This is a genomic window from Bradyrhizobium sp. WYCCWR 13022, from assembly GCF_030435535.1.
Lineage (GTDB): Bacteria > Pseudomonadota > Alphaproteobacteria > Rhizobiales > Xanthobacteraceae > Bradyrhizobium.
Genome location: NZ_JAUIZJ010000013.1, coordinates 88440 through 101725, shown reverse-complemented (window position 1 = coordinate 101725; position 13286 = coordinate 88440). Strand labels below are relative to the sequence as shown.

The 13286-nt window shown below is 63.9% G+C and carries 10 protein-coding genes and 1 pseudogene; 6 read left to right on the top strand and 5 right to left on the bottom strand.

The window, feature by feature from the left end; all coding sequences use genetic code 11:
* Window positions 1-64 precede the first annotated feature (64 nt).
* A complete protein-coding gene (locus QY049_RS20605; protein WP_301269897.1) occupies window positions 65-1399 on the bottom strand; it encodes a hypothetical protein in 1335 nt (444 codons plus the stop codon).
* 150 nt (window positions 1400-1549) lie between these two features.
* Between QY049_RS20605 and QY049_RS20600 the strand changes: the two genes are divergently transcribed.
* A complete protein-coding gene (locus tag QY049_RS20600; RefSeq protein ID WP_301269896.1) occupies window positions 1550-3277 on the top strand; it encodes a hypothetical protein in 1728 nt (575 codons plus the stop codon).
* Entirely contained in the window at window positions 3222-3725 is a 504-nt protein-coding gene (locus QY049_RS20595; protein WP_301269895.1) for a hypothetical protein, read from the top strand. The genes QY049_RS20600 and QY049_RS20595 overlap by 56 nt, the downstream gene beginning before the upstream one ends.
* A gap of 12 nt (window positions 3726-3737) precedes the next feature.
* Here QY049_RS20595 and QY049_RS20590 read toward each other — a convergent pair whose 3' ends face one another.
* Window positions 3738-4460: a hypothetical protein gene (locus QY049_RS20590; protein ID WP_301269894.1), complete on the bottom strand. Its 723-nt coding sequence runs from the start codon at window positions 4458-4460 to the stop codon at window positions 3738-3740.
* 217 nt (window positions 4461-4677) lie between these two features.
* Here QY049_RS20590 and QY049_RS20585 point away from each other — a divergent pair, with 217 nt between their 5' ends.
* The 4 genes from QY049_RS20585 (at window position 4678) to QY049_RS20570 (ending at window position 11815) form a co-directional block, all read left to right on the top strand.
* Window positions 4678-4980: a helix-turn-helix domain-containing protein gene (locus tag QY049_RS20585; RefSeq protein ID WP_301269893.1), complete on the top strand. Its 303-nt coding sequence runs from the start codon at window positions 4678-4680 to the stop codon at window positions 4978-4980.
* Between the two features lie 201 nt (window positions 4981-5181).
* The gene (locus QY049_RS20580; protein WP_301269892.1) at window positions 5182-5556 is read left to right on the top strand and encodes a hypothetical protein; all 375 of its coding nucleotides are present in this window, start codon (window positions 5182-5184) and stop codon (window positions 5554-5556) included.
* A gap of 332 nt (window positions 5557-5888) precedes the next feature.
* Window positions 5889-8534, top strand: a complete 2646-nt coding sequence (locus QY049_RS20575; RefSeq protein WP_301269891.1) for a PD-(D/E)XK nuclease family protein — start codon at window positions 5889-5891, stop codon at window positions 8532-8534.
* Window positions 8534-11815, top strand: a complete 3282-nt coding sequence (locus QY049_RS20570) for an exodeoxyribonuclease V subunit beta (RefSeq protein ID WP_301269957.1) — start codon at window positions 8534-8536, stop codon at window positions 11813-11815. The genes QY049_RS20575 and QY049_RS20570 overlap by 1 nt, the downstream gene beginning before the upstream one ends.
* Here the strand turns inward: QY049_RS20570 and QY049_RS20565 are convergent.
* The 3 genes and pseudogenes from QY049_RS20565 to QY049_RS20555 all read right to left on the bottom strand — a co-directional run.
* Window positions 11770-12028, bottom strand: a pseudogene (locus tag QY049_RS20565) (hypothetical protein); the annotation flags it as partial. The gene QY049_RS20570 and the pseudogene QY049_RS20565 overlap by 46 nt on opposite strands.
* Before the next feature lie 89 nt (window positions 12029-12117).
* Window positions 12118-12891, bottom strand: coding sequence for an ImmA/IrrE family metallo-endopeptidase (locus QY049_RS20560; RefSeq protein WP_301269890.1), 774 nt, complete (start codon window positions 12889-12891; stop codon window positions 12118-12120).
* Complete coding sequence (locus tag QY049_RS20555; protein WP_301269889.1) at window positions 12888-13280, bottom strand: hypothetical protein; 393 nt, start codon at window positions 13278-13280, stop codon at window positions 12888-12890. The genes QY049_RS20560 and QY049_RS20555 overlap by 4 nt, the downstream gene beginning before the upstream one ends.
* Between the last annotated feature and the right edge of the window lie 6 nt (window positions 13281-13286).

Genomic DNA, 13286 nt, shown 5'->3' with positions numbered 1-13286 from the left:
CCGTCTCGGGTCGCCCCGAGGCGGTTTGGCTCGCGGACGCAATCCGGGACTTCGCCTCGCGTCGTCACGCCCCGCGGTAGATCTCGGTTTCGTGGGTGAGGTACGGCGTCAGGGCCGCGAACAGGGCCTGCACCTGCGGATCGTCGCGCAAGGATTCGAGCCGGCCGTTGGCCAACAGGAGCTGCAGGATGCGGGCGCGGTGCGCGAGGCGCTTCCTCTGCGACGTCGTGACAATCAGTTGCGTTTCGTGGATATACCTCTGCGCGGTGCGCGGATCGAGATGGCCGCTGATGGCCATCAGCTCCTGCTCGGTGCAACCGGCTTCGGCGCTTTCCGAGACGCCGCCGTGCCGGTACGATGTCCACTTGATGTCGTCGCGGAGGCCCGCAGCCTGCCTGACCTCGCCGAAGCGCGCGTAGAATTCGCCCGGCAGCTTCTTTCCCGGCAGCGCCCAGGGCGTGTCATGGGTGCCGTCCTTCGGAATGAGGATGCCTTCGGTGCGCGTGCCCTTGATGCGGTCGATCTCAGCCTCGAGACCCGGATACAGCGGCTCGCCGTTCTCGTCCCGCAAATCGATCCAGCGCGAGTTCTCGGTTTTCGGCCTGATCACGTAGACTTGGAAGGGTCGGTCAGCCGGTTTCCAATGCTGGCATAGCCAAGCGGAGAGAATCGCTCCAGAGCGGATCTGAAACTCGTGCATGGCCCAGGCCGCGACGCCGAGATTCGAATCCTTGATCTTCGAACCGCGGTAGAGAAAGGCCAGCTCGACCAGATCCGCGCGGCGCGTCCTCTTCTTGACGTGCTTTAGCTTGCGAGCCTTGGGCCAGGGATTGTGCTCGGCGATGCCAGGAAATTCGCCGGCCATCGCGTTCCAGATCGTCCGCATCGTGTCGCGGAATCTGTTGGCAGCGTCGGCCCGGCTGACGTTGAGCCCCAAGTCTGCATAATCGAACACGAGCCTTTTGACGGCGAGAACGTCGATTTTCCGGATTGGGACGTCCGCGAACTTCATGCCGGCGAAACCGCTGCAGCGGAGTTCGTGCCGCTGCGCCCGGGACATGATGCCGTCGTAGTAGCTGCGCGTGGCGTCGGTGATCAGGGACCCCCGGTACGTCGGGTGCTTCTTCCACCGCTGGAAGAGCTCCGCAATCGTTCCGGCCGCCGGCCGGTCGATCATCACGTTCGAGGCTTGCTCGGCCCGGTAACGCTTGAGCCTGGCGTTGATCTCGCGGGCGCGCTGCATCGCCACTTTGTAGTCCGTGCCGAGCCTGCGCTCGGCCTTGGTGAGGACGAAGCCTGTCGGCGGCCGGCGCATCTCGTGACGGTAATAGTAACAACGGTCCCGAGCCGACCAGTGGGGCCGCACGTGATCCTCGAGAGGCAAAACTATATCGTGCATCAATGTCTCCGTTCATCACCGACCGTTCGCCGGCAAGGAGATGAGCATATCATGATACAAATTATCTTTTGACAAATATGCGAAGTAATGCAGAGTAACCGCGCGATCGGGCCCAGCTTCTGGCTTACCGGTTAGGCGAACGATGGCGGGATGGTTTTGCAGATGACTGGCGGGACAAAAGAAAAGCCCAAGCAGATTCAATATGGTAGCGAAGCGCCGGGAAAGGAATCGAATCGATTCTCGGGTACCGCTAACCTATTGATCTGCAACGAAATCGCGATTCCATCCCGCCATCAGTCCCCCAAAGACGACCACGGTTTTCCCAATGTTCTCGAGGGTATGGCGGGACGGAATCCGCAGTTTTTCGACCTTGCGACCATTACTGCGGCAGCGAGTAAAGGGCTTTACTCGCCCGACTCGAAAGCTGTGGAAATCGACGAACAGGCCCATGCCGTGATGATGGCCTTGGCATCCAGCGTGGGCACCCTGAATCCGGACTTGGTCTCCGTCCCTAAGGTCAGGACCGCAATCAACCGCGGTCAGAATGGGGTCGCGGACATGGTGCGCGTTTGGAAGGCGGGGGTGAGAGCCCTGCTCGCCGAAGCCGAGGAGGTCCGCAATCGGTCCGGCGTCGAACCGCCGGCGGCAGTGTCTCCGATCGTCTCCTTTGAAGGGCGCGCCGTGAGCCGCGGCACCGGCGCTCGTCTGCGCGAGGCGGCCCGGCGCGCCGCGGAGGCATCGCGCGCGCCTCCGGTGACGACGGACTACGTGACTCGTCTTCAGCCGCTGCCGCTGATCTCAGAGCGGCGCGGCGAACTCAACGCGCTCGATGAGCAGGCCTTCCAAGGATTCGCCTTCACCTACCTGTGGGAGGTGCGCAGGCCGGCGCTCTCCGCCGAGATATTCGACGCAGCTCTGGCGAACGAATATCTGCCGCAGTTCTCCAGGAAGCAGTCCCGCGAAGTCCTGAGGGAGGCCTCGAAGCTCGAACAGCTCGACAACGGAGCCTTCTGGATCCCGGGACTCGCCGTGCCCGAATCCTACGTGTTCCCGAGGCACTACCACTCGCGCAAATCGACGAGATCTACCACCGACGCCGGCGAGCCGACCCCGCAGCGGCGGAATGCCGACAAAGCTGCCGAACGGCGCCTCGATTTCAGTCGGTTCGCCGTCGCGCTGATCACCGAGACCGGCCGTCCCGCCGGTCCCGCCGAGATCTACATCGCCGGCATACACCGCGGTCGATCCTTCGACTTCAAGAAGGAGTACTCGGCAGCGATACTGACTTCCGCGAACCCGCCCGAACTGCGAAAGCTGCCCGACGGCCGCTGGTGGCATGCGGCACGGGAGGACGTCCCTGCAACGCCGAAGACCAAGTATGCGCCGCGGCGCTTCGGCGGAGTCGATTACAAGGCCTTGGGCCGGGAGGTCGTCCAGATCTTCACGGCGAGGGGCGCTCCCATGACCGCGATCGAGATCCGCGAGCGCCTGTCGCCCGATATGAAGGACACGTTGTCGCGCCTGCGTCCCCACTTCTCCTACTTCCTGGAACGCGCGGCGGAGCGCTTCCCTCAGATCTGCAGAAAGGGACCGGGACTCTGGTTCCTCTCCAACCTCGAAGAGACGCGGCCACGCCACCTCAGCATCGAGGACGAATGCGCGCTCGCAGCCATCGAGGTGCTGCGGCTGCGCGGCCATTCGACGTCGAGTGAGATCAGAAAGCTGCTGCCGCGCCATCTTCGCCATTTGGCCGGGCTCGACAAGATCTTGAGCCGCGCCGCGGACTACTACCCGGCTCTCCAGGTCTCCGACGGAATCTGGCATGCCGATCCCACGGCGGCGCTGTTCGTTCGGCGGGACCAAAAATATGCAGTATAAACTGGAATGCCCGGAGCTGGACGAGGAATGCGTCAAAATTCTCGTCTCCGAGCGCAGAGCGATGTTCGGAGCCGAGCTCCACGACAAATTGCCGCTGGTCCTCCAGCTGCGGTTCGACAGGGACCACATAAACCGCACTCTCACGAAGATCGCCGTCAGGCTCCGTCAACGTTCTGACCGACGCTGGACCGTCGATGCGCGCGTCCTTTGGGCGGCCGGATCGGCTTGCACCCCAGCCGCAGGGGGCGCCAAGAAAGCGAGCGACGAAGAGCTCGCCCTTCTCATCGTCGAGCGGGATGGCCGCGCCGCCATCCGTGAACTCTACGATGCCGTCGAGCCGAGCTCGGACTTCCAATGCTTCAGCGACGCGCTGCTGAAACTTGTCCGCAAAGACGGCCGGTTCAGCCATATCGACGGCTTCATCTCGCGTCGGGCCCCGGGACGGTAGAGGAGCGGACGTTCAGACGGATTTCTGCGGCGTGCGTGAGAAGCGCAGGTTGCGCCGGGTGCGGACCCGCTCGCGGTTTGCCGGCCGCTTTAGGGAGTCGAGCGCCGCGCGCAGAACCTTGCCGCCGAAGTACATCATTTGGAAAGCGTCGGCGTCCGTCTCGAAGAGCTGCGTAAGCCCCTCCCCCTCGGTCTTGCTGACCTGCCAGGTGCTGTAGAAGTTGCGAATGATGCCGTCCGGGGATCCGCCGCGGATGATCGCGAAGCCCCCGCTCCGCCCGCCGTCCATGCCGATGGTTATGCCCAGGGTGTCGAGCCTGTCGAGAGGACCCCGCCGCTTTTCGTATCCGTCCTCGTCCAATACCGGTCCGCCCCATTCCTGTTCGAAAAGGACGGTCAGGCCGTCGAAGAAAGTGTGATCCTCCCGCAAGGAGAAAAAGCGGTTGCCGATGGCATGGCGCACTCCCGAAAACCCGGGCGGCCGGTCGGCACGGCGGAGCTTCATCCCCATGAGCATCCGGACGTCCGGCTCCAGATGAGCCGCCGGAGCCCCCGAAGCAAGTCCGATCAGAAGGGCGATGGCATCGTCCCTGGACATCGCCGATGCGCTCACGCCGCGGCCGAGCGAGGCGATCAGGCCGGCCGCCCTCAGCCCGCGCATGACGTGCATCACCGACGGAGCCGGGATTCCCAAGGCCGTCGCGAGATCTTCAGCAAGCGCGGTAGAAGTTGCCATGGCCAGCTTCTACTCGAACGTCCGATCAAAAGCAGCCCTTTTCGAGCACCAGCAGCGCTTCGGCGCGGCTTACGTGTAATGCTCCCCGAGGTTGCCGATCCGAACCGGTGGAAAAGCGTTGCAGGCACTTGACCTCAGTAGAGGACGGTCGTTCCGATGAATCCTTCGTCCGCAGGATGTCTCTTAGGGGGTCATCCAAACTGAGCCCGCTCGGATTTTGACAAGGCAACCCAAGAAACCGCGCAAATCGGCCGCGCCGAAAAACAAGCCGTTCGGCCGCCGCTTTCCCGAGCGGAAATCGGTGGCAGCGGTCATTCTTGCGATGAACCTGCGTGGCCTACGCAAGGCTCAAGGATTCAGTCAGACAGGCTTGGCCAAAGCGTTAGGCGTGGATCAGGCGGCGATCTCTCTCATCGAGAGGCAGCGGGCAAACCCCACATTGCAGATGATCCAGCAGATCGCCGATGCGCTCGAGGTAACGGTAGGCGAGCTCCTGACGCCACCCGCCAAGCCGAAGTGAACGCTGCCCTTCGGCAAAGTCATCGAAACGGCCGTGGGCCACACACCTCGCTTTCCACATTATTCAATTTGACCAAAACTGTTTTTGATTGAGTCTTTTGCTGGCAGGGGGATCATGGTTGCCGCTACGAGCGACTTATAGCCTGCGACAATCGCGCGCTGGTTCCCGCCGGGCGGATACAACGGGCATTGGAGATTGGTGATGAAGAGGTCGAGTGCAGGCGAGGGCGAAGCCGAGAGCCTCGGGATGGCAGACCGAAACCGCCCGGGCGAAGAAATCCCGTCCTCAATCGAGACGGCGTGGTCCCGCGAGTTGGTCAAGCAAATCGCAAAGGACGTTGGCGACGCGGTCGCTTTTCATATCGAGACGATGTATCCGCGCGCGTTCGCCGCTGCTCCGAGCACTTTTCCGCTCTCGGTCCGGAACACTGTCTACAACGAAATTATGGCAGCTGTTCAGGTGAACGACGCCGGCCAGATCGCGGCGCGCCTCGAAGACAGGAAGCGCTTCCGCCGCAAGCTGCGGACCGGGTATCGAAAGATGCGGGCCTCCCCTGTCGGGACGGATGTCGCGTAGATCCAACTATTCCGAGAGATGACCTTGCCTGATGTGTCCTCTCGCAGAGAGGATTGGGTTGCCCTCAGAATTTAGTATCTTCGACCTTCTTCGCTGGGATTACCTTCGAGACATCGGCGCTCGACATTCGCCCCCAGCCCGGCGGCCGAACGAAGAAGGCCGCCAGTTGAGAGCCGGTCAACGAGTCCGCACCTGTCGCGGTGAGGAAGTCAAATTCGCCGCTTTGACCGCCAAGCCGCTTTTTTGCGAATCTGCAGCCATTTTCCCGGCTATTTCGATGCGGGGTGATACGATGAGAATCGGATGAGGCAAAAAGGCGGCCAGTAAAGGCGATGGCGCAATTGAGAACCTCAATAGTCGGCAGCGCGCTGGCGTTCCGGATGCGCCGTGCGGCCGCAGCGCGATCCCGCGAAAACGGCCTGCAGATCCTCACGCTTCCCAATTTGGCGGCGCGCCTCGCCGGAGGCTTCAGTGCGCCGGTTTCTTCGGAGCATCTGGATCGGGCGATCCAGCAGGCCCTCGCGGCAGGCGGCTTCCGCGACATCGAGAAGGTGCGGCATCTTCCGGGCATGACGCGGGCGGTCTCTCGCGCGCTGCGCAAGGTCTGGGATGCCGACGTCTCTCTTCGTAGAACGGACGCGAAGAATGCACGCCTCGCCGATCTGGCTTCGATCGAGGACCTCGTTCGGCGCGAGCTGCCGCTCGCGACGGCGCTTCCGATCGATTTGCGCGAGGAGGCTCTGTCGAGGATACGGCACGCGGCCCGTACGATCGGACCGCTGACGATCGATCGCTTATCCTTTATTCCCCCGCTTTGGCGGCCCCTGATCGACGCGTTGGCGAGGGAGGTCCCGGTCGAATGGATCGCGTCGCCGCACGCGGAAACCGATTGGTTCGGGGGAAGGATCGTGCGGTCACCACAGGACGAACGTCCCGCGCCCTCTGCCGTGTCGTGTGCCGATCCGTCACACGAGGCCGTCGAAAGTCTGCGATGGGCGCGGCACCTGATCGCTTCAGGCGCGGCCCGGCCGGACGAGATCGCGATCGCTACTGCGGGGACGCCCCCTTGGGACGATTACTTCCGCGCTCTCGCGCCCGACGCTGGATTCCGGCTGGCCTTTCCGCACGGGATTCCCGCGCTTTCGACCCGCGACGGTCAGCGGTGTGCCGCGCTGGCGGACGTGCTTCAACACGGTCTGAACCAGCAACGGTTGCGACGTCTTGTTTCCCTTTGCCGGGGCGAGCGCAGCGCTTTCGAAAGCCTGCCCGCGAATTGGCTGGCAGCGCTGCCACGCGGCGCGACTTTGTCGCGCCCTGATGAGTGGCGACGCGCTATTTCGGCGGCCGCAGCGAGCAATGCGTCTTTGGCGGGCGCGGCGGCCGCATTGCCGATCGTAGATATCCTAGCGCGGGGCATCCCGGCGGCGGCCGAAGCCGCGGTCCTCGTTTTGCACGGTAGGGCGCTCCAGCTATGGCAGAGCGCGTTGCGCAGCGCTCCTCCGGAGGCCATCGAGCTCTCACTGCGGACCTCGCGCTTCGAGTCCGATCACGACCCTGCCGACTCCGTGGTGTGGTGCTCGGCACGGGAGCTGGCCACCGCGCCGCGCCCGTACGTCCGGCTTCTCGGGCTGACGGACCGGCACTGGCCTCGCCGGCAAAGCAACGACTCCCTCGTTCCGGATCACGTTCTTTCGAGCGCGATCGTCGATGTCGATCCGGTCGCCGAAGCCGACCGACGACATTTCCGCATCGTCGTCGAGGCGGCCACGGGCGGAGCCGTGCTTTCTCGCGGGCGCCGAAGCGCGCAGGGAAGCCGAGTGGGCCGAAGTCCCCTTTCGGAAGGTCGGAGGGAGGAGCAGCTCTCGAGAGCGCGCGTTCCGGAGTACGCCTGGAACGAGGCCGATCGCCTCATGGCCCGCCCCCAGGACGCGTCCGAGGTCGAGCGCGTACGATCGGCCGATGCTTGCTGGCGCGATTGGCATCTTGAGCGGTTCACGCCGCACGACGGGAAGTTCGACGCCGAACATCCAGTCGTCGTGAGATCAATCGAACGCGTGCAGTCCGCAACATCCTTGCAAAGGATGCTACGGGATCCGCTCGGTTTCGTGTGGCGCTATGCGCTAGGCTGGAATGCGCCTCGCGATCGCGAGCAGCCGCTGACGATCTTGCCCGTCGAGCTCGGCAAGCTGGTCCACGAGCTTCTTCGGCGCGCGGTGGACGCGCTCGAGCCGAAGCCCGGATATGCACGCGCGTCGGACGCGGAGATCGAAACCGCTCTCACGGACGCCTCGTCGGTCGTCAGGGACGCGTGGCCACTGCGGGGACAGACGCCGCCGGCGCTGCTTTGGCGCAATACCGTCGATTTCGCGGCATCATTGGCTCTCGCGGGATTGCTGCGGAAGGAAATAACGGATGCGGGTACTCGAAGCTGGACGGAAGTGCCGTTCGGCCAATCGAACGTCGTCGACACGGAGCGGCAACTGCCGTGGGATCCGACCATTCCCGTCGCGATACCTGGGACGCCCGTCACCCTGGGCGGATCGATCGATCGGCTGGATATCAACAGCTCGGGCACCGCCGTCCGCGTCTGGGACTACAAGACCGGCCAAGCGCCCAGGAACGCGGGACGCATAGTGATCCAGGGCGGGTCCGAGCTGCAGCGGGCGTTGTACGGACTCGCCTGCCGACAGCTGCTCGATGGCGAACCGACGGTGGTTGCCCGGCTTCTCTATCTTCGCGGCGATACTCTCGCCGTCAGGCTTCCCGATCTCGATGCCGCCATCGAGCAGATCGCCGCCTTCGTCAACGTCGCGGTCTCGATGATGCGCAAAGGCGTCGTCACCTCGGGCCGGCTTTCGTTCGACAGGTCGAACGAACTTCGATTGGCGCTGCCGGCGTCGCCCGGATACGAAAGGCGTAAGCTGGCCGCAAGCAACAAGATCAACGCAGCCATCTCGCGATATTGGAGCGCTCCGTGATGGAGATGGTCGACGGGGCCGAACGTCTCAGGGCGTTGACCGATCTGGAGTCCTGCCTGTTGGTCGAAGCCGCAGCAGGCACGGGGAAGACGTCCCTGCTCGCCGGTCGCGTGGTGATGCTGCTCGCGCGCGGGGTCGATCCGCAGTCGATCGCGGCCATCACGTTCACCGAACTCGCGGCGGGCGAACTGCGTCAGCGCATCGCCTCCTACCTCCATCGCATACTCGAGGGCCGGATTCCTGACGAGCTCCGGCCGGCCCTGCCCTCCGGTCCCGACGCCGCCCAGACCGCGATGCTGCGCGCCGCCGCGAAGCGCCTCGACGAACTAACCTGCGGAACGATCCATTCGTTCTGCCACGACCTCCTGAAGACGTATTCCGTCGAAGCCGCGATCGATCCCGGCGCGGATGTCCTGGACGGAGATCAGGCCGACTTCGCGTTCGACGCGATCTTCGACAGGTGGTGGCGCGGCAGGCTCGACCGGACCGCGCCGGCGGCCGGGGATCCGATCGCATCGGTTGCTCGGCGTGATCCGATCAACGCCGAAGGACTGCTGCGCAGCTTCGCCAAATTCCGCCGACGCCATCGGGGAGCGCGGCCGTTGCCCGCCGATCTCGATGCGCACGCGGACGTCGAATTCGCGGAGAGCGTACGGGAATTCCGGCGCTGGTGCGACCGGGTCGACGTACCCCCCGAAGCCGATCCAGACATCGTCGCGCTCGAGGCGTTGGTCACCCACTTCCAAGGGCGCTTCGATCCCCTGCCCGACTTCGAAGGCCTGCTGGAGCTCGCGCATCCCGCATGGCTGCCGATCATGCGCAAGGGCACGTCCAATCTTCGGGATTACAGACGCCGGACGCTGTGGCGAAAGGTTGGCGGTGCGGACGGCGAGCGGCTTGCCGATCAGGCGGAAGAGCATTTCGGCCGATGCCGGCAGGCCTACTGCACGCTGATGGGACGGATCGCGACGGCCATCATCGGGATCTTCTCGGGCGAGCTCGACGAAGTGATGATGGAGTACGAGACCTTCAAGAGGCGGGCCGCCGTCCTCGATTTCGACGACCTTCTGTTCACGTCCCGCGAGGTGCTGCGCGACCATCATTCAGTCCGGGCGACCGCCGCCGAGCGCTTCTCGCGGCTTCTGGTGGACGAGTTCCAGGACACCGATCCCGTGCAGGCGGAGATCATCTTTCTGTTGTGCGGAACGGCGAAGGACGACCGCGCCTGGCACGCGCGATCGCTCAGGCCGGGCCACCTCTTCGTAGTCGGCGATCCGAAGCAGGCCATCTATTCATTCCGCGGCGCGGACCTGGCGACGTATCTCAGGGTGCGCGAAACGATCGAGGCGCAATTCCCCGACAATATCCTCAGGGTCACCGCGAACTTTCGGTCTCGCGGCCAGATTTTGGACCACGTGAACCAATGCTTCGAGGAGCGGCTCTCGTCGCAGCAGGCCGGTTACGTGGCCTTGCAGACGACGAGGGCGGCCAGCGAGCACGGCTTGCCGTGCGTGGCGAAGGTTTCCGTAGAGCTTCCCCCGTTGACGAGGGTCGACAGTGCCCGCGACGAGGAAGCCCAGGCCGTGGCCGAAGTTTGCGCGCGCCTCATCGGCAACGTCGATATCAAGCTCAACGACGGCGAGACCAGGCGCCTGTGTCCGGGCGACATCGCTCTCCTTGCACCGGTTTCCACGGACCTCTGGCGGTACGAACGCGCTCTCGAGGAGGCTGGACTGCCCTTCGCTTCGCAGGCGGGCAAAAACCTCTACAAGCGGCAGGAAGCGCAGGATCTGGTAGCGCTGATCCGCGCCTTGGCGGACACCCACGACACGCTGGCGCTGGGAGCGCTCATGCGCGGTCCGCTCGTGGGCCTGACCGAGCAGGAGCTGCTCGACATCACTGCCGATCTTCCCGTCGACCGCGACCGGATCTCAGGTCTGTCTCTCCGGACCGATCCGGCGGCGGTCCGAAACCCCGTCGCACGGGAAGTGCTGACCATTCTGACTGACCTGCGCCGCCGCATCAACGCGACGGCGCCCGCCTTCGTTCTCGCCGAGGCAATCGAGCGTCTGCGCATCCGCGCCATCGTCGCCGCCCGCAGCGGCGACCAAGCGGCGCGCGCGCTCGCGAACGTGGACGGCTTCGTCGAACGGGCACGAAGCTACGACGTCCGCGGCTTCGTCCAGTTCGCCAGGGACATCGATGACGAATGGTCGAGCGGATCGGCATCACCGGAAGGGATGATGGAGGCCGACGGACAGTCGATCGAGATCGTCACCGTGCATTCGTCCAAAGGTCTGGAGTGGCCGGTCGTGATTCCGATCAACCGCTCGTCCATGCCGCGGCGGGCCGAGACGTTCGTGCACAGGAGACAGGACGAAAGCCTGCATTGGGCGCTGGGCCAGGTGGTGCCGCCGGGACTAGGCGACGCGCTGCGGACGGAAGAGCAGGAGAAAAGGGAAGAGAACGTGCGGCTCCTTTACGTCGCATGCACCCGGGCGATGGAGCTCCTGGTCATTCCGGACTTCTCATGGAGCAACGACGCTTCCTGGGCGAAGCTTCTCGACTTCAAATTGGACACCGTTCCCGAACTCGACATCGGCCGCCTACCCCGAACGCCCGTCGCCTCGCGCGTGCCGGTGGCGAACGGGCAGACCGCGCAGATCTTCACGGAAGAGCGATCGCGCATCGAAGCTGCGCCCCGCGTCCGTTGGATCAAGCCGAGCGACGGCGATCCCGACGTCATCACCGACGAACTGTCCTTCGAGACGGGCGAAGAGCTGCCACGAGCCGAGACCACGGTCGAAGGAGGCCGCATCCGCGGCATCCTTCTCCACAAGCTGATGGAGGAGCTCATCTCCGGCGAGTTGGAGGAGAACCTGGAAGCCGCCACGGCCCGGTCCAACGAACTATTCGATCAATTGTCTTCGATGGCTCCGACGCACGCCGCGATCGACGTACGGGAGCTCGCTTCGACCGCACTGCGGACGCTGCGACTGCCGGACGTCGACAGATATCGCGGAAGGCTCGTGGCGGAGGTGCCGGTCTACGGCACGGCGGCCGGTCCCGACGATCTGGTCGGCGGCCGAGCTGATGCGATCGCCCGCGACGATGAAGGCATGGTCGTCTTCGACTGGAAGAGCGACGTCGATCCCAAGGAGGCCGAGTTCTCAACCTATCGGCGACAACTCGTCCAGTACCTTCGCGCGACCGGATCGCGTCGGGGCGCCATCGTCTATATGACTTCCGGCCTGGTCGATTGGATCACTCTTGCATCTTGAGCCAAGGATTTGAAGCAAAACGACACCCCGCCGCCTGGTCCGGCAGCGGGCCGGCGATTGGTCTGGGCGCATAATTTGCTGCAACGAAGCCGGCTCCCCAAGTATTGGACGAAGGTTGTGTGGCGGATGGGGCAGCGTCGCTAAGTCGACGTCCCGCTTAGTCTTGCAGCGCGAGCATTCGATTTCAATCCAAGGGTACCTGTCGAGACTCGGAGGGTGACATCGTCAAAGGGACTGGTCGCCTGATCGAGGCGACAGCCATGGCCCGCCATCGCTTCGGCTTCAACTCCATTGCCCACCGGTTACTCGCGGAGCATCTTGGCGTCGTTGAAGAACAGTATCGTGCATATCTGATCGGAGGCTACGCGGAAGGTTTCCTCATAAATCTCGAAATCGTCGGCACCTCTATGGTCGAACCATGCGTCGGCACCGATGCGTCTGGGACCCCCTCTGTCTTCGTTCTTCCCGAATAGAGCAGCGAACGCAAAACTCTCATGGTCCAATTCCTGCTTAGGAAACCAGTGCTCCGGTACGCTCGGCGCTCTTCTGAACCAGGCCCTCCCCTTCTGTGAATGGGAAACCAGCATGATGGGAAATCGATCGGTCTCGACGATCTTCAAGGCCGTTGCAGTAGCACTCGCATCGAAGGCCTCGGCCGTCTCCCGCACGAACTTCAGCGTCGGGCGAGGACAGGCCTTGAGCATCGGCTCGAGCAGATAACGCGGCAGCAGCAGGTCCGACGCGTAGTCATCGGCTACGCGTTCGGGATCCGTTACGGAGCGCCGTCGATTGCCGATCTCATCCGTCCGGCAGATCAGGCAGCGTCCGCGGTGATGATGCCAATGCCCGAGTTCATGAGCTATCGAAAACCGCTTCCGACGAGGTGTTGCCTTGGAATCCACCGTAATGATGGCACGGCCGCCCTGACCCACGATCCTCGCTTCGCACGAATGCAATTCGCGGTACTTTATGCGCGCACCAAGCTCCCAGGCGATGGCGTGCAGATCGATCTCTTCCGGACGCTCTATCCCGAAGTCCTGCAATAGTTGCTCGGGAAGAGTCAGCCGTCGGCTCACGACCGGTCTAGATCCTGCGCTTCCCATGCGTCGAGCTCCGCCAGGTCTTCGTCCAAACTGGCCGCATCCGCCTCCGCGTTCGCCGTCCCGCTTCTGGCGGCGAGCGTCATCTTCTTGTCCAGAGCCGGATCCGACTTCCGCAATGTATTCACCCTGTGTCCGTCCGTCCTCGGGCGGATCGCCGCGGCGCCTGCCGCGTCCAGCGCGACGTCGGCTTTCGCCCGCGCCAGCCGCAGCTTCCCGACCATCCCTTTCGCTTGAGCCAGGCTTTTTCGCGATGCCGCAACGTCGGCGGCTCCAACGAGCGCGGCGGTTTCCGCTCCGCTCATTCCCAGGATCTCTTCGATTATCGCATCGTCGAGCCGGTCGACACGCTCTTTGTCGCTCATCGTCGC